Here is a 23,800-nt window from a genome sequence, read left to right on the forward strand (position 1 = left end):
ACCCAGTGTCACAGGCGGGTGGGACAGCGGATCAGTTGAAGCCGCCGCCGGTGCCGTCGTAGCCGCCCATCGCCTGGTTGAGGTAGGCCTGCGCGAGGTTCTGCTGGCCGTGGACGCCGTGGCTCGACGACCTGGCCAGCTGGGCGCCGGCGTCGATGGCGCCGGTGATGCTGCCGGCCTGGTGCCAGGGGACCCAGCGGTCGCCGATGCGGACCATCCGGATCAGGGGCTCGTCGCCGGCCGCGAGGGCGCGGGCGTCGGCCGCGCAGACCGCGATGGTGCGGGCGGTTCCGCCAGGTGGGGCCCACTCGACATCGTCCCTCGAGGGTCCGTGCTGGGGATTGAAGAAGCAGGGCTCGCGTCGCTCGGGCAGGGGCTCGCCGGCGATGACCGCGATGACGGCGGCGCGGTGGTAGCGGGCGTCGGCGACGACCTGCTCGACGGCGACCACGTCCTCGGCGGTCTCGCTGGTGACGAGGAGCTGTTTGGCCTGGTCGTAGTTCTCCAGGGCGCGGCGGTAGTGGTCGTGCGCGGCCGGGTCGAGGTCGTCGCCCAGGGTGTCGAGGTGGAGCTCGGCGACCTGCTCGCCGAGGACGGTGACGTCCTCGTCCATCAGCTTGCGCGCGACGCGCCAGCGGTCCTTGGCGGCGAGCTCTTCCTCACGACGTCGTCTGCGTCCCCCGAACATGGGCACAGACTGCCAGATCGAGGGCGGACCCACGTCCGACTCAGCCGCTGTCGCCTCCGCCACCGCCGCCGTCCCCGCCGCCGAAGTCGCCACCACCGAAGTCGCCGCCGCCACCGTGGCCGTCCCAGCCCGAGTAGTCGTGGCCGCCGATCATGCCGCCGTCGCTCCAGGCGCCGGGATCGGACCACTCGGCTCCGGCGAGCAGGCTCTCCGAGCCGGCGATGGTGACACCTGCGTACGTCATGGTGATGCGGTCGGCCTCAGCGCGCCCGTCGAGGATCAGGTCGGCGTACCAGCCGCTGGCCCACGCGGAGTAGGCCGGCCCCGACGCGTACCACGGGACGTAGCGGTTGCCGAGACGCACCATCCGGGCTCGCGGCGCCTCGCCCGCGGCCAGGCGCTCGGCGTCTCGGAAGCACACCGGGATGTCGCGCGGGATCCCGCCGAGCGGCGCCCACGACACGTCCCGGCTCGCGGGTCCGTGACCGGGATCGAAGAAGCACGGAGGGCGACGGGCGGGCCGGTCGACGCCGTCGCGAGCGGCGAGCACGCAGGCGTGGGCGAACCTGCCGTCCGCCAGCGTGCGCGTGACCTCGGTGACATCGATCGCCACCGTCGCCTTCCCCAGACGCAGCTTGGCGGACTCGTAGGCGTCGAGAGCGTGTCCGTAGTCGAGGCGCATCTGGTCGTCGAGGTCGGTCGCGAGCGTCTCGAAGTGGAGGGCGGAGAGCTCCTCGCCGAAGACGGTGACGTCCTCGCTCGCGGCCCGGCGGACGTGGCGGAACGCGTCGAGCTCCGCGAGCCGAGCCTGGCTCCTGTCGCGCCGACGTCGGCCGATCATCCGGCCATCGTCCCACCGCCCCGCGGGTTCGGGGAGACCCGGTGCAGACCGGGCAGGTAACCTCAATGGTTCTGTTCGTCGATTCTCGGGGGAGAAGTCACGCCATGCTCCGTACACGTCCTGCCCGCCTCCTGCTCGCCGCGCTGGCGAGCGCCCTGCTCCTGCCCGTGCTGCCTGCCACGGCCGCCTCGGGCGCCGAGCCACGCAGGAAGGTCGAGACCTGGGCCACGCCCGGCAGCACGGCCATCACGGTCACCGGCCACGGCTTCGGCCACGGCAAGGGGCTCTCGCAGTACGGCGCCCTCGGCGCGGCCCAGCAGGGGCTCACCTGGCAGCAGATCGACGAGTTCTACTACCCCGGCACCACGTGGGGCCGGATCGGCGGCAAGGTGCGCGTGCTGATCACGGCCGACACCGGCCGCGACGTGCAGGTGGTCGCCCAGCGCGGCCTCAAGGTCACCAGCCTGGGCCGCCAGCGCACCTGGCGGCTCCCGCCGCTCGCGGCGAAGAAGTGGCGGCTCATGGCCGCCGGCAGCGACACCACCGTCCAGTTCACCAAGGGGGGCGCCTGGCGCACCTGGAAGAAGGTGCCCGGCGAGGCGGAGTTCTCCTCGGTCACCGGACTCCTCACCCTCGTGACGCCGAGCGGGCGTCGCGACTACCGCGGCACGCTCCAGTCGGTCGCCGCTCGCCAGAGCCCGAAACGGGAGACCGTCAACCGCGTCAGCATGGAGTCCTACCTGCGCGGGGTCCTGCCGCGCGAGGTCCCGGCCCTGTGGGAACCCGACGCGGTGAGTGCGCAGTCGGTCGCGGCCCGCACCTATGCGGCGTTCGAGCGCTCGCACCCGTCGGCCGCCCACTACGACCTGTGCGACACGAGCCAGTGCCAGGTCTATGGCGGCGCCGACGACGAGCACCCGGCCGCCGACGAGGCAATCAAGGCGACCGCCAAGCAGGGGCTGTTCTACGACGGCCGGCCCGCCTTCACCCAGTTCTCCGCGAGCAACGGCGGCTTCTCCGCCGCCGGCTCGATGCCCTACCTCGTGGCCCAGCCCGACCCGTACGACGGCGTCGCCAACCCGTCGTACGCGACGTGGACGAAGCCGATCGACGACACCCAGGTGGAGGCGCACTGGCCCGCGATCGGCGACCTGGTGAGCATCGAGGTCACCACTCGCGACGGCAACGGCGACTACGGCGGCCGGGTGGTCGACATGGCCTTCATCGGCTCGACCGGCACCGCGCGGGTCAACGGCGACACGGTGCGCGACTACTTCGGGCTCAACTCCGACTGGTTCACCTTCTCCGTCACGCCACGGCAGAAGGGGCAGGCGCGCGAGTGAGGCCTGCCCTCCTGCTCGCCGCGGTGGCCCTTGCCGCCTCCGGCTGCAGTGCCGACGGCGCGAGCAGCGACGACGCAGGTCAAGGTGCGCTGCCCGACGTCGTCGTCGACACCGAGGTGACCACCACGATCGACTACGTCGCGATGGGTGACTCCTTCTCGGCCGGTCCGTTCATCGGAACGATGCGCACGGACCCGGAGGGCTGCGCGCGCTCGAAGGACAACTACCCCGCCTTCCTCGCCGACTGGCTCGACGTCGCGAGCTACACCGACGTCACCTGCTCTGCGGCCACGACGGCCGACCTCTACGCCCCGATGACGATGTTCAACGGCGGCACCACCACGCCGCAGATCGATGCCGTGTCCGCCGACACGGACCTCGTGACGATCGGCATCGGCGGCAACGACTTCGGGATCTATGACTCCCTCATCACCTGCCAGGAGCCTGGTGTCTCCGTCTGCCCCGTCGACCAGCTGGACACCGACGCCCGCAAGGTCGCCGGTCGGATCGAGCAGGCGGTGCGTCGCATCACCAAGGTTGCCCCCGACGCGCAGGTCTACGTCGTCGGCTACCCCGACATCCTCCCCACCGAGGGCACCTGCGCGGCCGTCGGCGCCTCGGCCGAGGTGCTCGGGCCCGTCACCGACGTCGCCGGGCTGCTCAACGCCTCGCTCCGCAAGGGCGCCGAGGCGGCCGGGGCGTCGTACGTCGACATGGAGGCGGTGTCGAAGGGCCACGACGTCTGCGCCAAGGGCCGGGCCTGGGTCAACGGGCCGCGCTTCCGGGCCGGCGTCGCAGCACCCTTCCACCCGAAGATCAACGGCATGCGCGCGGTGGCCACCGAGGTGTTCCGCCAGGTGACCGGGGATGACCCCGAGGTCACGGAGTACGCCGAGCCGGACCCCGACGTCGTGGTGCTCAACCAGTCCTGACCCCTTCGGGTGGGCGTCATCCCCATGGGTGGTCCGGCGCGTCAACGCCTGGGCGACGCTGGGAGGACACCCACTGACGAAGGAGCGCGAACATGTCTGACGACAAGAAGGCCGCCAAGGAACTGGTCGAGACGCTCAAGGACGGCGAGCGCGGTTTCGCCGACTCGGCCGACAAGCTGCGCGACAGTGAGCACCCCGAGTGGGCCGAGGCGCTGACGCGCCTGTCGACGCAGCGTGCGGGATTCGCCCACGAGATCGTCGACCTGGGCCACGCGTACGGCGACGACGTCGACGAGAGCGGTTCGGTCGCCGCTGCCGTGCACCGCGGCTGGATCTCGCTCAAGGACGCCCTCACCGGCGACGACGCGGGTGCCGTGCTCGCGGCCGCCGCGACCGGTGAGGACCACGCGGTCTCCGAGTACGAGAAGGCCCTCGAGCTCGACCTCAGCGCCGGCTTCCGTGACGTGGTCACGCGCCAGCACGCGGCGGTCGTCGCGGCTCGCGACGAGGTGAAGGCCCTCCAGGCTGCCGGGTAGTCCGCTCGAGGAGCACACTGGGCAGGTGCGTCCCCTGCCCGCGTTGATCGCCACGTGCGTCGTGCTCTCGGGCTGCGCAGCGGGGTCTTCGGGCGAGGACCCCGCTGTCGCGTCGCCGAGCTCGTCCACCTCCGAGAGGACGGCCGAGCCCGCGGTCGACCCCGCTGCCCCGGTGGCCGACCTCCACGTCGAGTGCGACGGTGAGGCTGGTCCGACCGTGGTGCTGGTCGCCGGCCTCGGCACGTCGGGCGACGCGTTCAGCGACCTGCAGGACGAGCTCGCCGGGACCGCGCGTACGTGCTTCTACGACCGGGCCGGCATCGGTGACAGCGCGCCACTCGATGACGCGGCGCCGGACCCGTCGCCCGGCTCCGCGGCCGCCGACCTGCGCGCCACGCTGGAGGCCGAGGACATCGAGCCGCCGTACGTCCTCCTCGGCTGGTCGTACGGCGGTCTGGTCGCGCAGGCGTACGCCGCGGACTTCCCTGACGACCTCGCCGGCCTCGTGCTGGAGGACCCCTCGGTCCGTGAGCAGTTCACCGACGCGACCCTGGACAACCCCGACATCGACTGGTCGGAGGGAGGCCGCGACGTGGACCGGGACGCCCTCGTGCGCCAGCTCGCCGGCCTCGACCTCGGCGACCTCCCGGTCACGGTGCTGAGCCAGGACCTCGACGAGCCCTGGATCGAGGCCTGGTGGGTCACCCACGACCGGCTCGCCCGGGCGACGACCGACGGCGTGCACGCGATCGGCCTCGGCTCCGGCCACGCGATGCACGAGGACGCGCCGCGACTGGTCGCGCGCGCGGTGGTGGCGACGTGGACGGCGGCGGAGGCGGGCACCCCGCTCCCCGGCTGTCGCGAGGTGTTCCGTGGCGTACGGGTGCGTTGCCGGGTGTAGTCCGCCGCCGTTGTCGGACGCGTGTGCTGTGATCCGCCCATGGTGAGAGTCGTGGTCGGCGCGCTGGTCCGCGACGGACGGGTCCTGCTGGTGCACCGGAGACCGGACAAGCGGGCCTACCCCGACGTCTGGGACCTGGCGGGTGGCGTCATGGAGGCCGGCGATCCTGAGCGCCTGGCTGGTCCCGGAGTGGGCGGGCACCCCGACCAACGTCGCTCCCGAGGAGCACGACGACCTCGGCTGGTTCGACCTCGACGAGCTGCCTCCGCCGGCGCACGAGGGCGTACGCGCGGCGCTGGTGGAGGCCATGCGAGGCCGCTAACCGATCACCAGCACCAGGTCGCCGCCCTCGACACCCTGGGTGGAGCGGATCGCGAGGCGGCTGACCGTGCCGGCGACGGGGGCCGTGATCGAGGCCTCCATCTTCATCGCCTCGATGGTCGCGACGGTCTGCCCGGCCTCGACCGCGTCGCCCTCGGCGACGGTCACGGTCACTGCACCGTCGTACGGCGCCGCGACGTGGCCGGTGGCCTTCGGGTCTGCCTTCTCGGCCGAGGCGACGTCGGCGGCGACGCTGCGGTCGCGCACCTGCACCGGGCGGAGCTGGCCGTCGATCGTGGCCATCACGTTGCGGAAGCCGCGCTCGTCGGGCTCGCTGATCGCCTCGAGTCCGTAGAGCACCGTCTTGCCCTCGCGCAGCTCCACGGGGTGCTCGCCGCCGCGGCGCAGGCCGTAGAGGTAGTCGATGGTCGGCAGCACGGACAGGTCGCCGTGGAGCGCCCGCGACTCGACGAAGGCGGCGGTGGGTCCGGGGAACAGCAGCTCGTTGAGCGTCGTCCGCCGGTCGGAGGCCAGCCCCGCCTGCTGCTCGGGAGTCAGGCTGGCGGCCGGCTGCTTCCACGTACGCCCGGCCAGCGCCTTGGTGCGGAACGGCTCGGGCCAGCCGCCGGGCGGGTCACCGAGCTCGCCGTTGAGGAAGCCGACGACCGAGTCGGGGACGTCGTACGACGCCGGGTCGGCCTCGAAGGCTGCCGGGTCGGCCCCGGCCGCGACGAGCGCGAGGGCCAGGTCGCCGACGACCTTGGACGAGGGGGTCACCTTGACGACGTTGCCGAGGATGTCGTTGGCGGCGGCGTACATGTCCTCCACCTGCTCGAACTTCTCGCCGAGGCCGAGCGCGATCGCCTGCTGGCGCAGGTTGGAGAGCTGGCCGCCGGGGATCTCGTGGCGGTAGACCCGACCGGTCGGGGCCGGCAGGCCGGACTCGAAGGGCGCGTAGACCCGACGGGTGGCCTCCCAGTAGGGCTCGAGCGCGTTGACGGCGGCGAGCGAGAGACCGGTCTCGCGCGCGGAGTGGTCGGTGGCCGAGACCAGCGCCGAGAGGGCCGGCTGCGACGTGGTGCCCGCCATCGCCGCGCAGGCCGCGTCGACGGCGTCGACGCCGGCATCGATCGCGGCGACCAGCGTCGCGAGCTGGCCGCCAGGGGTGTCATGGGTGTGGAGGTGGACGGGGAGGTCGAAGCGCTCGCGCAGCGCGGTGACCAGGGTGCGCGCCGCGGGTGCGCGCAGGAGGCCGGCCATGTCCTTGATCGCCAGCACGTGGGCGCCTGCGTCGACGATCTGCTCGGCGAGGCGGAGGTAGTAGTCGAGCGTGTAGAGCCGCTCGCCGGGGGACGAGAGGTCGCCGGTGTAGCAGAGCGCCACCTCGGCCACGGACGTCCCGGTGGCGCGCACCGCGTCGATGGCGGGGCGCATCTGCGAGACGTCGTTGAGCGCGTCGAAGATGCGGAAGACGTCGATGCCGGTCTCGGCGGCCTCGTGCACGAAGGCCTCGGTGACCTCGGTCGGGTACGGCGTGTAGCCGACGGTGTTGCGTCCGCGCAGCAGCATCTGCAGCCCGATGTTGGGGATCGCCTCGCGCAGCGCGGCCAGCCGCTCCCACGGGTCCTCGGCGAGGAAGCGCAACGCGACGTCGTACGTCGCCCCGCCCCAGCACTCGACCGACCACAGCTCCGGCGTGGTGCGCGCGACGTGGTCAGCGGCGGCGAGCAGGTCGCGGGAGCGTACGCGGGTCGCGAGGAGCGACTGGTGCGCGTCGCGGAAGGTCGTGTCGGTGACCGCGACCCGGTCCTGGGCGCGCAGCCGGCGGGCGAACTCCTCGGGCCCGACCTCGCGCAGCAGCTGGCGGGTGCCGGCGGGCACGGGCTTCGAGCGGTCGAGCGTCGGCAGCTTGCTGGTCGGCGACACCGTGACGGGCGCCGCGCCGTGCGGCTGGTTCACCGTGACGTCGGCGAGGTAGGTCAGCAGGCGCGAGGCACGGTCGCCGCCGACCTGGGCCTTGAGCAGCTGGGGGTGGTCCTCGATGAACGAGGTGGTCACGCCGCCGGCGGCGAAGTCGGGGTCGGCCAGCACGGCCTGGAGGAAGGCGACGTTGGTGGAGACCCCGCGGATGCGGAACTCCAGCAGCGCGCGACGCGCCTTCTGCACGGCCGACTCGAAGGTGCGGCCGCGACAGGTGAGCTTGGCCAGCATCGAGTCGAAGTGGGGGCTGATCTCCGCACCGGCGTACGTCGTGCCGCCGTCGAGGCGGACGCCCGGACCGCCGGGGGAGCGGTAGGTCGTGATCTTCCCGGTGTCGGGGCGGAAGCCGTTGGACGGGTCCTCCGTCGTGATGCGGCACTGGAGCGCGAAGCCGCGCGGGTGCACCACGTCCTGGGTGAGGCCGAGGTCGGCGAGCGTGGCGCCGGCCGCGATCAGCATCTGCGACTGCACGAGGTCGACCGAGGTGACCTCCTCGGTCACGGTGTGCTCGACCTGGATGCGCGGGTTCATCTCGATGAAGACGTAGCGCCCGTGGGGGTCGAGGAGGAACTCGACGGTGCCGGCGTTCTTGTAGCCGATCTCGCGGGCGAAGCGCACCGCGTCGGCGCACATCCGGTCCCGGATCTCGGGGTCGAGGCCCGGTGCCGGGGCGATCTCGACGACCTTCTGGTGGCGGCGCTGCACCGAGCAGTCGCGCTCGTGCAGGTGGATCACGCCGCCCTCGGAGCCGGTGCCGTCGGAGAGGATCTGCACCTCGATGTGGCGCGGGTCGACCACGGCCTGCTCGATGAAGACGGTGGGGTCGCCGAAGGCGCCCTCGGCCTCGCGCATGCAGGTCTCGATCGCCTCGCGCAGGTCGGCCCGGTCGTCCACCTTCCGCATCCCGCGGCCGCCGCCGCCGGCGACCGCCTTGACGAACAGGGGCGCATCGATCGACTCCGCCGCGAGGAGCAGCGCCTCGACGTCGGTCGACGGGTCCACCGACTGGAGCACCGGCACCCCGGCGGCCTTGGCTGCGGCGATCGCGCGGGCCTTGTTGCCGGTGAGGGTGAGCACCTCGGCGCTGGGGCCGATGAAGGTGATCCCGGCGGCGGCGCACGCCTCGGCCAGGGCGGGGTTCTCCGACAGGAAGCCGTAGCCGGGGTAGACCGCGTCGGCACCGCACTGCACGGCGACCGCGACGATCGCGTCGGGATCGAGGTAGGCCCGGACCGGGTGTCCGACCTCGCCGATCTCGTAGGCCTCCTCGGCCTTCATCCGGTGCTCGGACCAGCGGTCCTCGTACGGGAAGACGGCGACGGTCTTCGAGCCGATCTCGCGCGCGGCTCGGAGCGCCCTGACTGCGATCTCACCACGGTTGGCGATGAGGACCTTGGAGAACATGGGCGCACGCTATCGAGTGACGCGTGTGACGTGGGTTACTCGTCCGTACGCCGGTCAGGCCGCGGCCCGCTCCCGGCTCCGCCACCAGGCGACCGTCGGGGCCATGCCGTCGGTCAGCGGGGTCGGCGCGAGGCCCAGCAGCCGCTCGCTGGCGGACGAGTCCATCACGAACGGCCGGGAGAACATGTACGACGTCTCGGCCAGCTCGCGCATCTCGCGGGAGACGAGTCCCATCCCGCGCAGCACCGGCACGGGGATCGCCGACGTACGCGGGGTCGGGACGCTGCCCGCCACTGCGACCAGCTCCACCAGCTGGCGCTGGGTGACGGCTGGCGCGGTGGGTGCGTGGAGGAACGAGTTCCAGAGGTCCTCGCGACCGGCGGCGGTGATCATCGCGGCCGCCAGGTCGGGGACGTAGGTGAAGGAGTGCGGCTGGTCCAGGCTGGCCAGGACGCGCATCGTGCGCCCGGCGAGCACCGTCGGCACCAGGCGCTCGCCGGCGTGGGCGTTGAGCACCAGCGGCCCGTAGAAGTCCGAGGCCGCCACGCTGACCGTCGCGGTGGGGGACGTCTCGCGCTGGGCCAGCAGCTCGGTGCGTACGCCGAGCTTGCCGCCGGTCGCCGTGCGCGGTGTCTCCTCGGTGATCACGGCGTCGACCGGACCGTAGGAGTAGAGGCTCTCGGGGAAGACCACGACCGCACCGACGCGTCCGGCGGCCTCGAGCACGACACGCTCGGCCAGCGGCAGCTCGGCGCGCCAGACCCTCGCGTCGTACGCCGAGCCGTGGATGCAGTGGTGGACGGCGACCGCGCCGGCGAAGGCCTCGGCGAGCGCGTCGGGCTGCGAGACGTCCACGCGGCGGCGCTCGATCGACGGGTGGACGGGGCCGCTCCCCGATCGGGTGAGCAGGCGGACCTGCTCGCCTGCGTCGGCGAGCTGCTGGGCGACGGTCGAGCCGACGGGGCCGGCTCCGGTGACGACGTGGACGGTGCTCATGGTGGGTTCCTCTGGTGGTGGATGGATGCGAGAGCAGTGCTCTCGTTTCGTCCATGATGCATCGCTGCATGCGCAAATGCAAGAGCAGTGCTCTCGTTCGATACATGTGCTCGCACATGTGACAGGATCAACCCATGGACACGAGCACGCCACGCGCCCGGGCACGCGAGCAGACGATGCGCGACGTCGTCCGCATCGGTCGCGAGCACCTGGCCACCGAGGGCGCGGCAGCCTTGTCGCTGCGCGCGGTCGCGCGGGACCTGGGCGTGGTCTCGTCCGCGGTCTACCGCTACGTCGCGAGCCGCGACGAGCTGCTCACGCTCCTCGTGATCGACGGCTACGACGAGCTCGGCGACGCCGTCGACTCCGCCCTGGAGCGGGTCGATACGGGTGACCATGCCGGTCGGATGGCTGCCATCGGTCGGGCCGTGCGCGCGTGGGCACTGGCCGAGCCGGCGACGTACGCCCTGCTCTTCGGCAGCCCGGTGCCGGGCTACGAGGCTCCCGCCGAGCGGACGACCGGCCCCGGCATCCGGGTGGCCGCCCGGCTGGTCGAGGTGTTGCAGGACGCCTGGGACGCCGGGGCGATCACGGTGTCCGAGGCCCCGGTGACCCCCCGCCGTCTCTCACGAGACGTCGCGCGCATCCGGCGGGAGATGGGCGTGACCGTGCCGGACGCGCTGGTCGCCCGCGGGATGTTCGCGTGGGCCGCCCTCTTCGGGTGCGTGACCTGGGAGGTGTTCGGCCAGTACGGCCCGGACACCTTCAGCCAGCCCGGCGACCTCTTCGAGCACCACCTCGAGGCGCTCGCGGAGGCTGTGGGACTGGGCTGACCGTCAGGCCGGCACGCGCAGGCTCCGTGTCAGGGCGGGGACCATGACTGCCGCGGCCACGAGGTGCAGGACGATCAGCGTCGCTGTGGTCGCTGCTTCCTCCCCCCAGAGCAGCGGCGGGACCAGGGACAGGGCCGTCAGGCCCACGGCGATCCGCACGAACAGGTCGGCCGGCCGCCCGGCCCAGCGCAGGAGCGCGGCCGCGAGCACCACGCCGACGAGCGAGAAGACGCCGGTCACGAAGGCGACCCCCGACACCGGGAGCTCGCCGCCGTCCACCACGAGGTCGACGCCCGAGGCACGGGCCACCGCGGCGACGACGCCGGTGGCAACCATCGCAGCGAGGATGGCGAGGAGCCCGGTGCGCGCGAGCCGGATCACCGGGCACCGTCCTCGGGGAGGCGTGCCGGCAGGCCGAGGTGCGGGAACTGCTCGGGGCCGAAGATCGTGACCTCGGTGATCGACCTGTCGCTCACGCGCAGCACGTCGAGGGCCAGCGGCAGGTACGCCGACTCCTGCTCGTGCCACACGTAGTAGCCGACCGCCGGCTGCCGGTTCACCGAGATCGGGACGCCGCGCAGGCCGGTCATCTCGGGGTAGCCGCCCTCGATCCAGTCCGCCAGGACGGCGTCGCGGCCGATCGTCAGGCCCTGGACCGGCGGCATCGCGAACCGCACGTCGTCGCGGAGCATGGTGGCGATCGTGTCGATGTCGGTGGCCACGCTGGCCTCGGTGAACCGTCGTACGAGCTCGCGGTTGTCGGCGTCGTCGTCGCCACCGGTCCACTCCTGGCGCTCGGCGGGCAGGTGCTCGCGCATGCCGGCGCGGGCCCGCTGGAGCGCGCTGTTGACCGAGTTGACGGAGTCGCCGAGCAGGTCGGCGACGTCCTTCGCGGGCCAGCCGACGACGTCGCGCAGGATGAGTGCGGCGCGTGGGCGGGGAGCGAGGTGCTGCACCGCGACGACGTACGCCAGCTCGATGGTCTCCCGTGCGAGGGCGGCCGCCTCCGGCTCGTCGGCGTCATCGGCCGTCAGCTCGTCGAGGAGCCGGTCGGGGTAGGGCTGCAGCCACAGCACCTCGCCGCCGGTCGCGGGCTCCGGGCGCCGCTTCGCGAGCATGTCGAGGCAGGCGTTGGTAGCGATCCGGTAGAGCCACGCGCGGAACGTCGAGCGCCCCTCGAAGGTCTCCCGGCGCCGCCAGGCGCGGAGGAACGTGTCCTGCACGGCGTCCTCGGCGTCCTGGAACGACCCGAGCATCCGGTAGCAGTGGACGTGGAGCTCGCGGCGGTGCCGCTCGGCGAGCGCCGTGAACCCGGCCTCGTCCGTCGCACCCAGCTCGCTCACGCCCGGCTCCTTCTCCCTGCTCAGCACTGCACTCATCGCACATCCTCCGTCGTGGTGTCGTCTTCTTGCACGTATGACCGCGGAGGGCCGCAGAACTCATCACGCCGCGGGTCAGCGGGCGAGCGCCCTCCCGACGGCCCGGCCCGAGAAGATGCAGCCGCCGAGGAACGTGCCCTCGAGCGCGTTGTAGCCGTGGACCCCGCCACCGCCGAAGCCGGCGACCTCGCCCGCGGCGTACAGGCCGGGCACGCGGGAACCGTCGGCGGCCACGCACTGGCCGTCGAGGTCGGTCTCCAGCCCGCCGAGCGTCTTGCGGGACAGGATGTTGAGGCGTACGGCGATGAGCGGGCCGTGGGCCGGGTCGAGGACCTTGTGCGGCTTGGCGACGCGGATCAGCCGGTCGGTGCGGCTGCGGCGGGCGTTGTGGATCGCCATCACCTGGATGTCCTTGCTGAACGAGTTGTCGACCTCGCGGTCGCGGGCCTCGATCTGGTGGCGCAGCGCCTCGACGTCGAGTTTCGGGCCCCGGGCCAGCTCGTTCATCCCGACGACCAGCTCGTCGAGGTCGTCGGCGACGACGAAGTCCACGCCGTGCTCCTTGAAGTCCTCGACCGGGCCGGGTGCGCCCTTGGCGAGGCGGGTCTTCGCGAGGAACTTCAGGTCCTTGCCGGTGATGTCGGGGTTCTGCTCGGAGCCCGACAGGGCGAACTCCTTCTCGATCATCGACTGCGTGAGGACGAACCACGAGTAGTCGTGACCAGCGGCGAGGATCTGCTTCATCGCCCCGATCGAGTCGGCGCCGGGCACCCCCGACATCCCCTCGAGCCGGCGACCGGTGGCGTCGAACCACATCGACGACGGCCCCGGGAGGATCCGGATCGCGTGGTCGGGCCACACCGGGTCCCAGTTGTGGATGCCCTCGACGTAGGCCCACATCCGGTCCTTGTTGACCATGGACGCGCCCGCCTCCTCGGCGATGCCCTGCATGCGGCCGTCGACGTGCGCGGGGACGCCGGAGATCATGTGCTCGGGCGCCGCACCGACGCGCTCGGTCGGCCAGTTGCGGCGCATCAGCTCGTGGTTGTGGCCGATGCCGCCGGAGGTGACGACGACCGCGGGGGCCCGGTGCTCGAACCCACCCGCGGCCTCGCGGCTGGACTTCACCCCGCGGGCGGAGTCGTCGTCGACCAGCACGGTGCCGCGCACGCCGACCACCGCGCCGTCCTCCACGACCAGCTCGTCGACCTGGTGGCGGAACGCGAGGCGTACGAGCCCCTGCGCCTCGGCCCGCTCCACTGGCTCGCTGAAGATGCGGACCACCTCGGGTCCGGTGCCCCACGTCAGGTGGAAGCGGGGCACGGAGTTGCCGTGGCCGGTGGCCCGACCGTCTCCGCGCTCGGCCCAGCCGACGAACGGCAGCGACGTGAGACCCAGGTCGTGGAGGTAGGCGCGCTTCTCCGCGTGGGCGAAGTCGACGTACGCCCTGGCCCACTGCCGCGGCCAGAAGTCCTCGCCGCGCCCGGGGCCATCCGTCCCGTCGCCGAGCCGGTCGAACTGCGCTGAGCCCTGCCAGTCCTGCCAGGCGAGCTCGGGGGAGTCCTTGATGCCCATCCGGCGCTGCTCGGGACTGTCGACGAACAGCAGCCCGCCGAGCGACCACCACGCCTGCCCGCCGAGGTTGTCGCGGTTCTCCTGGTCGAGGACCAGCACCCGCTTGCCGGCTCGGGCCAGCTCGTGGGTGGCGACGAGGCCGGCGAGGCCGGCGCCGACGACGATCACGTCGGGGGTGAAGTCGTTCATGACTGCTCCTGCGGGTAGTGGCTGACGATCATCTCGGCGAGCAGGCGCAGCGCGCGCTCGACGGTGCGGCCGGGGGCGGCCGTCGGGTCGGGGTCGAGGGCGGAGAACGCCAGCCCGTCGAGCATGTTGACGACGATGCTGAGCACGGCGGCGAGGTCGTCGGCAGGGAGGCGCGGACCCCACAGGTCGCCCGCGGTGGCGAGCAGCTGGGCCTGCAGCGACTCGCGCGCCGGGAGCAGCGCTGCGCGCAGGTCGGCGTCGGCCCGCGCGGCGACGAGCAGCTCGCGCCAGGTCTGGTTGGCGGGGGAGAGCACGGCCGCCCGCAGGTGGCCGAGCACCGCCACCACGTCGTCGACCGTGTCGACCTCGGCCGCGACGGTCGCGCGGAACGTCTCGACGTTGCGCGTGGCCACGTGTTCGGCGGTGGCCACGAGCAGCGCCTGGCGGGTGGGGAAGTGGCGGAACAGCGCGCCCTGGCTGACGCCTGCCTCCGCGCACACGGCGGCGGTCGAGGTGGCGGCGTACCCACGCTCGGCCAGGCAGTTCACCGTCGCGTCGAGCAGCGCGCCGATCGTGCCCTCGCGGCGCTGCGCCTGGGTGCGTCGGGGTGGGGCGGGGATGGTCACCGGACGAGTGTGACATAGAAAGCGAGCGGTTGCTATCTATGGTATGAGTCCCCGCTTCAGCGGTGAGTCCGTCGCCGGTAGGCCGTTGCAACGGCCCATCCGCGCGGGAGTCACCGCTTGAGCGGGGACTCCGACGGCGTCAGGGTCAGTCCTTGATCTCGCAGATCACCGCGCCGTTGGTGACGGTGGCGCCGACCTCGGCCTGGAGGCCGGTGACGGTGCCGGCCTTGTGGGCCTTGAGGGGCTGCTCCATCTTCATCGCCTCCATGACGACGATGACGTCGCCCTCGGCGACCGTGGCGCCTTCCTCGACGGAGACCTTGACGATCGTGCCCTGCATGGGCGAGGTGACGGCGTCGCCTGAGGCGGCCGCCCCGGCCTTCTTGGCGGACCGCTTGGCCTTCTTAACGCCGCCGCCGGAGCCTCCGCCCGACAGCCCGCCGAGCCCGGCGGGGAGGACGACCTCGAGCCGGCGTCCACCGACCTCGACGGTGACCTTCTGCCGCTCGCCCGGCCCCCACCCTGACTCAGGGGCCTCGGCCGAGTCGCCGGCGTACGGCTCGATCTGGTTGTCGAACTCCGTCTCGATCCACTGGGTGTAGACCGTGAACTCGCCGTCGCCGGTCGGCGTCGACGCACCGACGTAGGCCGGGTCGCGCACCACGGCGCGGTGGAACGGGATGACGGTCGGCATGCCGTCGACGATGAACTCGTCGAGGGCACGGCGCGAGCGCTCGAGGGCCTGGGTGCGCGTGGCGCCGGTGACGATGAGCTTGGCGATGAGCGAGTCGAACGAGCCGGGGATGGTCTCGCCGTTCTCGTAGCCACCGTCGAGGCGTACGCCGGGGCCGCTCGGCGGCGACCAGGCCGACAGGGTGCCGGGGGCGGGCATGAAGTTGCGGCCGCCGTCCTCGGCGTTGATGCGGTACTCGATGGAGTGGCCGCGGATCTCGGGATCGCCGTAGCCCAGCTCCTCGCCGGCCGCGATGCGGAACATCTCGCGGACCAGGTCGATGCCGGTGACCTCCTCGGACACGCAGTGCTCGACCTGGAGGCGGGTGTTGACCTCGAGGAAGGAGATCGTGCCGTCCTGGGCGACGAGAAACTCGCAGGTGCCGGCGCCGTAGTAGCCGGCCTCGGTGAGGATGCGCTTGGACGACTCGTAGAGCTCGCTGACCTGCTTCTCGGTGAGGAACGGCGCGGGCGCCTCCTCGACGAGCTTCTGGTTGCGGCGCTGCAGCGAGCAGTCGCGGGTCGAGACCACGACGACGTTGCCGTGCTGGTCGGCCAGGCACTGGGTCTCGACGTGGCGCGGCTTGTCGAGGAACTTCTCGACCAGGCACTCGCCGCGACCGAACGCCGAGATGGCCTCACGGACCGCGGACTCGTACGCGTCGGGGATCTCCTCGAGCGTGCGGGCGACCTTGAGGCCGCGACCGCCGCCGCCGAAGACCGCCTTGATCGCGACGGGCAGGCCGTTGGCCCCGGCGAACGCGACGACCTCGTCGGCGTCCTTGACGGGGTCCTTGGTGCCGGGCGCGAGGGGCGCGTTGGCGCGGTCGGCGATGTGCTTGGCCTTCGCCTTGTCGCCCAGCGCCTCGATCGCCGCCGGCGGGGGACCGATCCAGATCAGCCCGGCGTCGATGACGGCCTGGGCGAAGTCGGCGTTCTCGGCGAGGAAGCCGTAACCCGGGTGGATCGAGTCCGCACCAGACTTCTCGGCGATCGCGATGATCTTCGCGATGTCGAGGTACGACTCGGCGGGAGTCGCGCCGCCGAGCGAGTGCGCCTCGTCGGCGAGGCGGACGAAGAGGGCGTCGCGGTCCGGGTCGGCGTACACCGCGACCGAGCCGATGCCGGCATCCTTGCAGGCGCGGACGACGCGGACGGCGATCTCGCCGCGGTTGGCGATGAGGACCTTCTTCAAGCTCACGCGGAACTCCTGGGTCGGCGGCACGGGGGCCGGGAAAAGTACCGCTGGGCAGCCTACCGCGAGCCGAGCACGGCGCGTCCGACAGCCTTGCGCAGCGGGCGTACGACGTGGCCGTAGGCGATGCCGACCGCGAGCGAGGCGCCGAGGGCGAGCCACTGGTGCCCGGAGTCCTCCAGCGGCGGGTAGACCTGCCAGTGGGTCAGGTAGATGAAGAGGCTGGCGCCGGCGAGCACGCCGGCGGCCCGGGCGACCCACGCGGGAACGGTGACGTGCGGGAGCCAGAGCATCAGCAGGAAGCCGCCCAGGACGATGACCTCGCGGTGGACCTGGCCGAAGAAGCCGATCGTGAGCGCCGCCGCGAGCGCCGAGACGACCACGCGGCGCCGGGTCGTGTCGGCCTGCGCGCCGAGCCAGCCGAGCACGAAGACGAAGGCGACCACGAGCGTGGTGTAGCGCTGGGTCGGGCCGGCCCGCAGGCCGACGTCGGCGAACCGGGCCGCGGCGGTCACGGCCAGCACGACCAGCGCGAACCGGAACGGCGTACGCCGCTCGAGGCGGTGCAGCACGGGCAGGCAGGTGAGGGCGAGCGCGGCGGCCGTGAGCCACACCAGCGACTCCAGGAACCAGAGCTGCCACTGGTCGTCCCACTCGGAGCTGTTGAGGAGCTCGCGCACGAACAGCGCGGTGGTGACGTCGTAGCTGCCTAGCACCACCGCGACCGCGCCGACCCAGAGCACGGACGGGACGATGAGCTGGGCAAGCCCGGAGAGACCGTGGCGCAGCCGCGTACGAGCGCCACCGGCGGCGGCGAGCTGGAAGCGGGCGAAGTTGTAGCCGGCGAGGGCGAGCAGCAGGTGGGCGCCGCCCTCGAGCGCCACGAGGTCGACGTGGCTGGCGACGACGAAGAGGATCGCGAGCGCGCGCAGTGCGACCGTCGTGTCGAGGCGCGCCCAGCCGCGTCGCCCGCTGTCGGTGCCGCGGTTGCCGACCGCCGCGGCAAGCCGCTCGAGCTCGCCGATGCTGCGTGTGTGCCAGCCGGTGGGCACGGCGCCGCCGAAGGTGTCGGCGAGCCGGGTGGCGAGCTCGACGTAGGACAGGGAGTCGCCGCCGAGGTCGACGAAGGAGTCGCCCTCGTCGGCATCCGGGCGGCCCAGGACTTGGGTGAAGTGCGCGCGGACCGAGCCGGTCTCCGCGGTCGTGGGCTCCTGCTCGGCCTCGGCAGCGAGGACGGTCAGCGCGGCGTAGTCGGCCTTGCCGGTGCTCGTCATCGGGACGTGCGGCAGGACGGTGACCTCCACCGCGTGCGGAGGGACGCCGCAGTGGCTGGCGGTGAGTGCGCGAGCGGACGCGCTGCCGCGACCGGAGGTGAGGAAGACGTGGACGGCCCGGTCGGTCGCCACGACACGGGCGCGCCGGTCGACCTCGGCCCGGAGGTGGCGCTCGAGCCCGTCGAGGTCGAGGCGGAGGCCGAACACCTTGCCGTGGCGGTTCAGCCGGCCGACGACCTCGAACAGCCCGTCGGTCTCCCGGGCGAGGTCACCGGTGCGGAGCTCGTCGACCTCGCGCCCGAGGGCGAGGTGAGCCGACGACTCGGCGTAGCCGAGCATGACGTTCGGGCCGGAGTAGACGAGCTCGCCCACTCCGGCCCTCTCGTCCACACCCTCGTCGAGGCGTAGCCGTCCCCCCGGAATGGCTACGCCGATCGTCGCGGGGTGGTCCTGGGTGAGGTGCGGCGGCAGGTACGCCATCCGCGCGGTCGCCTCGCTCGCGCCGTACATGACCACGAGGTCCCAGCCGCGACCGCGACCGAAGCGGCTCCAGCGGCGTACGGCGTCGGGGTCGAGGCGGCCACCGGCCTGGGTCACCTGGCGCAGGCTCGGCAGGTCGCGGCCCTCGAAGCCGCTGGTCGCCAGCAGGTCGAACGTGTGCGGTACGCCGGCGAGGGTGGTGACGCCGGTGCGGGTGACGAGGTCCCAGAAGCACTCGTCGACGACGCTCAGCCCGGTCAGCACGATGCTCGCGCCGGCGACGAGGTGCGAGTGCAGCACCGAGAGGCCGTAGCAGTAGTGCAGCGGCAGCGCGGTGATCGCGCGGTCGGCCGGCGTGAGTGCGAGGTAGTCGGCGATGGCGGCGGCGTTGCTGGCGACGTTGGTGCGCGAGAGCCGCACCAGCTTGGGCGATCCCGTCGTGCCGGACGTGCTGAGCAGCAGTGCGAGGTCGGGGTGGAGGTCGTGCGCGGACGCGTCACGGCGTACGTCGTCGCGGGCGCCGGCGACACAGACGATGTCGGGGTCGTAGGCCGCGACGATCGCGTTGCGCTGGACGCTGCGGGCGTCGGGGACGACCAGCGCCACGTGCCCGTGCTGGAGGGCGGCGAGGTAGGCGACGAGCGAGTCGAGGTCGTTGGCGCCCTCGACCAGGACCAGCCGTCGCTCCGGTCCCCAGGTGCGAGCGCGATCGGCGACCAGCTGGGCCAGGGCGGCGTGGCTGAGCTCGACGTCGCCCGCGACGACGGCCTGCGCGTCGCCGTACGCCGCGTGGGCGAGGACCGGCGCCGTGCGGCCGGTGTCGCGGACGGCCGGTGAGGTGGAGGTGGTCGTCACGGCGACCCGGCGGGTCGGTAGGCGCGGACCAGCCCGGTCACCCGCAGGTGGACGGTGTCGCCTGCAACGGGGTGGAGGACGCCCGACATCCGCGACAGGACGGACGTCCCGTCGTCGAGCCGCACCTGCACGGCGCAGTCGTGGCCGTAGTAGCTGACCTCCTCGACCGTCCCGCGGACCCCCTCGGCGTGCACGAGGTCGACGTAGACCTGCTCGGGTCGGATCATCAGCGCGACCTCGCCCTCGGTCGGCTCGGTGAGCACGACCTGTCCGAGGGCGCAGGTGGCGTGGGCGGCGTTCGCGGTGCCGGGCAGGACGACCGCGCGGCCGACGAACTCCGCGACCTGGGGGTCGCTGGGGGACAGGTAGACCTGGCTGGGTGGGGCCGACTGGACGAGCCGTCCGGCGCGCATGACCGCCACCTCGTCGGCCAGCGAGAGCGCCTCGTTCTGGTCGTGCGTGACGAGGACGCCGGTGGTGTTGCTGGCCTGGAGGGCGCGGCGTACGGCCCGTGCGGTCGTACCGCGCAGGCCGGCGTCGAGGGAGGAGAACGGCTCGTCGAGCAGCACGACCGCGGGCTGCGGTGCGAGCGAGCGCGCCAGCGCCACGCGTTGCTGCTGGCCGCCGGAGAGCTCGTCGGGTCGGCGGTCGCGGAAGTCGGCGGGGAGCTCGACCAGGTCGAGCATCTCGGCAACGCGGTCGTCGCCGCGCGACTCGCGGGCCTCGCGGCCCAGCCCGAACGCGATGTTGGCGGCCACGTCGAGGTGCGGGAAGAGCGCGCCCTCCTGCGGGACGTAGCCCACGCGGCGCGTCTGCGGCGGCATCGGGCGTACGCCGTCGCCGGCCACGACGGTGTCGCCGAAGGCGATGCTCCCGGAGTCGGGCACGAGGAAGCCGGCGATGAGCCGGAGCAGCGTCGTCTTGCCGCAGCCCGAGGGGCCGAGGACGGTGGTGAACGAGCCGTGCGGCACGTGGAGCGTGACGTCGTCCACCGCGCGGGTCGCCGCGTGCCCGCGACCGGTCGAGGGGAACGACTTGGTCACGCCGGTGACGGTGAGCGAGCTCATGGAGTCCCCCTTCGATCGGTGGAGCTGTCGGTGCGCATCAGCAGCACGGTCGCGGGGATGGAGACGAGCACGAGCAGCAGGGCGTACGGCGCCGCGGCGCCGTAGCGGAGCTCGGAGGAGGCCGACCAGAACTCGGTGGCGAGGGTGCTGGTGCCGATCGGCGAGAGCATGAGGGTGGCCGTCAGCTCGGTGGAGATCGCCAGGAAGACCAGGGCCGCGCCGGCCCCGAGGCTGGGAGCGATGAGCGGCAGGGTGACCCGGCGGGCGGTGGCGAGCGGCCCGACGCCGAGGCTGTGTGCGACGTCGTCGAGCCCCACGGGCGCCTGCTCGAGGCCGGCGCGCACCGTCACCACAGCGCGCGGCAGGAAGAGGATGGCGTACGCCGCGACGAGGAGGGTGGCGGTCTGGTAGACGACCGGCACCAGGCGCAGCGACGCCACGACGAGTGCCAGGCCCACCACGATGCCCGGCAGCGCGTTGGCGACGTACGAGCTCCGCTCGATGAGCGTCGAGGCCCAGCCCCGGTGGCGGACGGCGAGCCAGACGACCGGCACGGCGGCCAGCGTCGTGACCACCGCGCCGGCGAGCGCGAGGAGGACGGTGGTGACGAGCGCCTGGGCCAGGTCGGCCAGTGGGAACTGGGTCGAGGTGCCGATCACGAGCCACCGCACGAGCGAGAACGCCGGGACGCCGACAGCGAGCAGGACCACGGCACCCGTCGTCGCGACCAGCGGCCAGCGCCACGGGCCGAGCGCGAGCGGAACGGACTCGCGGGCGGCGCCGCGGCCGACCCGGGCGTAGCGCCGGTCGCCGCGCAGGCGGAGCTCCGCGAGGAGCAGGAAGAGGCAGAGCACGACGAGGACGCCGGCCATCGCGGTAGCGGCAGCACCGTTGAAGGTCGAGCCGTACTGGTCGTAGATGGCCGTCGTGAACGTCGGGAACCGCAGCAGCGACAGGGCGCCGAACTCCGCGAGCAGGTGCAGGCCGACGAGCAGCGCTCCACCGAGGAGCGCGGGGCGCAGCTGCGGGAGCACGACCGTGCGCAGGGTGCGGGCACGCGAGTGCCCCAGCGACCACGCGGACTCCTCCAGCGCCGGGTCGAGGCGGCGCAGCATCGCGACGACGGGGAGGTAGACGAGGGGGTAGTAGGACAGCGTGACCACGCCGAACGCACCGGCGAAGCCGTGCACGCTGCGGTCGAGGGAGACCCAGGCGTAGCCGTTGACGAACGCCGGCACGGCGAGCGGCGCGACCAGCAGGCCGTGCCAGAGGCGGCGCGCCGGCAGGTCGGTGCGCTCGACCAGCACCGCGAGGGCGACGCCGAGAGCGGCGGTCGCCGCCATGCAGGCCGCGGCCAGGGTGACGGTGTTGCGCAGCAGCTCGCCGATCCGGGGACGGGCCAGCAGCTGCCACAGCTCGACGGGGCCGATGACCACGACGTAGGTGGCGACGTAGGCGAGGGGGACCAGCGCCAGGACGGCGACGGCCGCCCCGGCTGCGAGCAGCAGGGGCGGCGTACGTCGCCCGGTGGTGGCCGAGGCCGTGGTCAGAGCAGCCCTGCCGCGGTCATCAGGTCGGTGACCTGCGGGCCGTTGAGGCTGGCCACGTCGACCTCCGGCGGCTCGAGCTCGTCGAACGGCTTCACGTCGGGGTTGAGCGTTGCGTCGGGGTTGAGCGGGTACTCCAGGGCGTACGACTCGGCCATCGCCTGCTGCGCCTCGGTGCCGGTGAGCCAGGTGACGAACTCCTCCGCGGCGGCCTGGTGCTCGCTGCTGGCGAGGATGCCGGCGCCCGAGATGCTGAGGAACGCACCGGGGTCCTGGTTGCCGAAGAAGTGCAGCGCCGAGCTGTCGGAGTCGGTGCCGTTCTCCTCGCGGTCGCGGTACCAGTAGTAGTGGTAGGCGATGCCGGCGTCGACCTCGCCGGAGTCCACCGACTGCATGACGACGAGGTTGTTCTGCACGATGACGCCGTTGTCCTTGAGGCCCTGCAGCCAGGCGGCGGTGGCCTCCTCGCCCTCGAGCTCGAGGACGGCGGAGACGATCGCCTGGAAGTCCGCGCCGGTGGGGGAGAACGCGACGCGGCCCTTCCACTCGGGGAGCGCGAAGTCGAGGATCGAGCCGGGCATGTCGGCCTCGGTCATCGAGTCGGTGTTGTACATCGCGACGGTGGAGCGGGCCAGGAAGCCGGTCCACGCGCGGTCGGCGGCGACGTACTGCTCCGGGATGGACGCGGTGGCGGACTCGGGCAGCTCGGCGAAGAGCCCGGCGTTGTCGACGATGCTCATCGCGGGCGAGTTCTCGGTGAGGAACACGTCGGCGGGGGAGTCCTCACCCTCCTCGACGATCTGGTTGGCGAACTCCAGGTCCTTGCCGCTGCGCAGCTCGACGTCGAGGCCGGACTCCTCCTCGAACAGCGGGATGATCTCGTCGAGCAGCTCCGCGTGCTGGGCGTTGTAGATCACCAGGTCGGGCGAGCCGAAGACACCGCAGCCCGTCAGGGTCGAGGCGGTCAGCAGCGTCGCGGCCAGGGTCACGCTCAGGCGTGCGGCACGGCGGGGGGAAGTCGTCACAGGGGGCGTCCTTACTTTGCTTAGGCTCGCCTAACTCTAGACCGGTGCGCCGGGGGCCGGGTAATTGCGTACGTCACATCCGCGGGGTCACTCGCCGCCGGCGTCGAGGCCGCTGGTCATGAGGGCGAAGAGGTCCGTCTGGTCGATGACGCCCGTGACCCGATCGGCCTGCGGGCCGACTGCCGCGACGCGGATCTGCGTCCCCGTGTGGCTGGAGCGCTGGGGGTCGCCGCCCTCGGCCGAGGAGTAGGCCACGGTCATCGGCACGCCGTCGGCCGTGACCACGGTGGCGGTCCGCCGGCCGCCCTCGTCGTTGGCCACGATCTGGGTCGAGTGGGCGTGGTCGCCGGTGACGATGACCAGGGTGTCGGGGTGGGTGCGCTGGTAGTCGAGGGCGACCCTGACGGCCAGGTCGAGCTCCTCGAGCTCGCCGATCGCGCCGCAGATGTCACGCTCATGCTCCGCTTTGTCGACGCTGGCGCCCTCGACCTGGAGGAAGAACCCGTCCGGGTTGTCGAGCAGCTCGATCGCCGTGGCGGTCATCTGCTGCAGCGTGGGCTCGGTGCCGCGGTCCTGCGCCGTGCACGACCCTTCCGGCGCGGTCGCCCCGCCCCGTGCGGCGACGAGCGGCGCGTACGCGCGGGTCAGGTGGTTGGGGGCAAAGAGCCCGAGGAGTGGTCCGTCGGACAGGTCGTTGACGGCGTCGAGGTCCGCAGCCGTGCCGACGGTCCGGTAGCCGTACGTCGAGGTGGCGTAGTCGAGCAGGGTCTGGGAGCCGTCCTCCAGCAACCGGTCCCAGCGCTCCCTGCCCCCGCCGAGCAGGACGTCGACCTCGTTGTCCACGAGCTGCTCGGCGATCAACCCCCTGCCGCCGGCCGACTTCCGCGCGCTCGGGCACGCGGCCATCGTGGAGGGGTCCTGGCACGAGCGGGCGTTGACGTGGGCCGCCGCGGCCGCGGGCGTCGCATCGGTGATGTCGGCCGTCGTGACGTTGCCCGTACGCCGGCCGAGCCGGGCGTACATCTCCAGGACCGTCTCGTGGTCCTCGCCGGGCACGTCCTGGGCGTTCGACGGCCCCTGC

20 protein-coding genes are annotated in these 23,800 nt (G+C 72.6%); 6 read left to right on the top strand and 14 right to left on the bottom strand.

The window, feature by feature from the left end; genetic code table 11:
• Positions 1–31 precede the first annotated feature (31 nt).
• Together EUA94_RS09655 and EUA94_RS22125 are read right to left on the bottom strand one after the other, a co-directional pair.
• Positions 32–688: a hypothetical protein gene (locus EUA94_RS09655; RefSeq protein ID WP_129426667.1), complete on the bottom strand. Its 657-nt coding sequence runs from the start codon at positions 686–688 to the stop codon at positions 32–34.
• 40 nt (positions 689–728) lie between these two features.
• Positions 729–1,529, bottom strand: a complete 801-nt coding sequence (locus tag EUA94_RS22125) for a hypothetical protein (protein WP_165356850.1) — start codon at positions 1,527–1,529, stop codon at positions 729–731.
• A gap of 104 nt (positions 1,530–1,633) precedes the next feature.
• Here EUA94_RS22125 and EUA94_RS09665 point away from each other — a divergent pair, with 104 nt between their 5' ends.
• The 5 genes from EUA94_RS09665 to EUA94_RS22610 all read left to right on the top strand — a co-directional run bounded on the left by EUA94_RS09665 (position 1,634) and on the right by EUA94_RS22610 (position 5,563).
• Positions 1,634–2,872 (top strand): SpoIID/LytB domain-containing protein, encoded by a 1,239-nt coding sequence (locus tag EUA94_RS09665; RefSeq protein WP_129426668.1) that lies wholly within the window; start codon positions 1,634–1,636, stop codon positions 2,870–2,872.
• On the top strand, positions 2,869–3,804 hold the full coding sequence (locus EUA94_RS09670) for an SGNH/GDSL hydrolase family protein (protein ID WP_129426669.1): 936 nt from the start codon (positions 2,869–2,871) through the stop codon (positions 3,802–3,804). Before EUA94_RS09665 ends, EUA94_RS09670 begins: the two co-directional genes overlap by 4 nt.
• A 92-nt stretch (positions 3,805–3,896) precedes the next feature.
• Entirely contained in the window at positions 3,897–4,340 is a 444-nt protein-coding gene (locus tag EUA94_RS09675) for a PA2169 family four-helix-bundle protein (protein ID WP_129426670.1), read from the top strand.
• A 25-nt stretch (positions 4,341–4,365) separates the two neighbouring features.
• A complete protein-coding gene (locus EUA94_RS09680; RefSeq protein ID WP_165356851.1) occupies positions 4,366–5,241 on the top strand; it encodes an alpha/beta fold hydrolase in 876 nt (291 codons plus the stop codon).
• A gap of 142 nt (positions 5,242–5,383) precedes the next feature.
• Positions 5,384–5,563: an NUDIX hydrolase gene (locus tag EUA94_RS22610; protein ID WP_242494771.1), complete on the top strand. Its 180-nt coding sequence runs from the start codon at positions 5,384–5,386 to the stop codon at positions 5,561–5,563.
• Here the strand turns inward: EUA94_RS22610 and EUA94_RS09690 are convergent.
• Positions 5,560–8,946 (bottom strand): pyruvate carboxylase, encoded by a 3,387-nt coding sequence (locus EUA94_RS09690; RefSeq protein WP_129426672.1) that lies wholly within the window; start codon positions 8,944–8,946, stop codon positions 5,560–5,562. The genes EUA94_RS22610 and EUA94_RS09690 overlap by 4 nt on opposite strands.
• A 54-nt stretch (positions 8,947–9,000) precedes the next feature.
• Positions 9,001–9,942: an NAD-dependent epimerase/dehydratase family protein gene (locus EUA94_RS09695; protein ID WP_129426673.1), complete on the bottom strand. Its 942-nt coding sequence runs from the start codon at positions 9,940–9,942 to the stop codon at positions 9,001–9,003.
• A 134-nt stretch (positions 9,943–10,076) separates the two neighbouring features.
• On the opposite strand from EUA94_RS09695, the gene EUA94_RS09700 reads away from it, so the two are divergent.
• Positions 10,077–10,775: a TetR/AcrR family transcriptional regulator gene (locus tag EUA94_RS09700; RefSeq protein WP_129426674.1), complete on the top strand. Its 699-nt coding sequence runs from the start codon at positions 10,077–10,079 to the stop codon at positions 10,773–10,775.
• Positions 10,776–10,778: 3 nt separating this feature from the next.
• Here the strand turns inward: EUA94_RS09700 and EUA94_RS09705 are convergent, their stop codons facing one another.
• From EUA94_RS09705 to EUA94_RS09750, 10 genes are all read right to left on the bottom strand, one after another.
• Complete coding sequence (locus EUA94_RS09705; RefSeq protein WP_129426675.1) at positions 10,779–11,156, bottom strand: DUF6069 family protein; 378 nt, start codon at positions 11,154–11,156, stop codon at positions 10,779–10,781.
• A complete protein-coding gene (locus tag EUA94_RS09710; protein WP_129426676.1) occupies positions 11,153–12,154 on the bottom strand; it encodes an RNA polymerase subunit sigma-70 in 1,002 nt (333 codons plus the stop codon). Before EUA94_RS09710 ends, EUA94_RS09705 begins: the two co-directional genes overlap by 4 nt.
• A gap of 75 nt (positions 12,155–12,229) precedes the next feature.
• The gene (locus tag EUA94_RS09715; protein ID WP_129426677.1) at positions 12,230–13,918 is read right to left on the bottom strand and encodes an FAD-binding dehydrogenase; all 1,689 of its coding nucleotides are present in this window, start codon (positions 13,916–13,918) and stop codon (positions 12,230–12,232) included.
• Entirely contained in the window at positions 13,915–14,544 is a 630-nt protein-coding gene (locus tag EUA94_RS09720) for a TetR/AcrR family transcriptional regulator (protein ID WP_129426678.1), read from the bottom strand. The genes EUA94_RS09715 and EUA94_RS09720 overlap by 4 nt, the downstream gene beginning before the upstream one ends.
• A 145-nt stretch (positions 14,545–14,689) precedes the next feature.
• Complete coding sequence (locus EUA94_RS09725) at positions 14,690–16,477, bottom strand: acetyl/propionyl/methylcrotonyl-CoA carboxylase subunit alpha (RefSeq protein ID WP_242494772.1); 1,788 nt, start codon at positions 16,475–16,477, stop codon at positions 14,690–14,692.
• A gap of 53 nt (positions 16,478–16,530) precedes the next feature.
• A complete protein-coding gene (locus EUA94_RS09730) occupies positions 16,531–19,080 on the bottom strand; it encodes an AMP-binding protein (RefSeq protein ID WP_129426679.1) in 2,550 nt (849 codons plus the stop codon).
• Positions 19,077–20,147, bottom strand: a complete 1,071-nt coding sequence (locus EUA94_RS09735; RefSeq protein WP_129426680.1) for an ABC transporter ATP-binding protein — start codon at positions 20,145–20,147, stop codon at positions 19,077–19,079. The genes EUA94_RS09730 and EUA94_RS09735 overlap by 4 nt, the downstream gene beginning before the upstream one ends.
• The gene (locus EUA94_RS09740; RefSeq protein WP_207210487.1) at positions 20,144–21,583 is read right to left on the bottom strand and encodes an ABC transporter permease; all 1,440 of its coding nucleotides are present in this window, start codon (positions 21,581–21,583) and stop codon (positions 20,144–20,146) included. Before EUA94_RS09740 ends, EUA94_RS09735 begins: the two co-directional genes overlap by 4 nt.
• Before the next feature lie 110 nt (positions 21,584–21,693).
• Positions 21,694–22,719: an iron ABC transporter substrate-binding protein gene (locus tag EUA94_RS09745; protein ID WP_129426681.1), complete on the bottom strand. Its 1,026-nt coding sequence runs from the start codon at positions 22,717–22,719 to the stop codon at positions 21,694–21,696.
• An 87-nt stretch (positions 22,720–22,806) separates the two neighbouring features.
• Positions 22,807–23,775 carry an alkaline phosphatase gene (locus tag EUA94_RS09750; RefSeq protein ID WP_277986099.1) on the bottom strand — a complete coding sequence of 323 codons (969 nt, stop codon included), beginning with the start codon at positions 23,773–23,775 and terminating at the stop codon, positions 22,807–22,809.
• Between the last annotated feature and the right edge of the window lie 25 nt (positions 23,776–23,800).

The organism is Nocardioides zhouii, assembly GCF_004137345.1.
GTDB classification, from domain to species: Bacteria; Actinomycetota; Actinomycetes; order Propionibacteriales; family Nocardioidaceae; genus Nocardioides; species Nocardioides zhouii.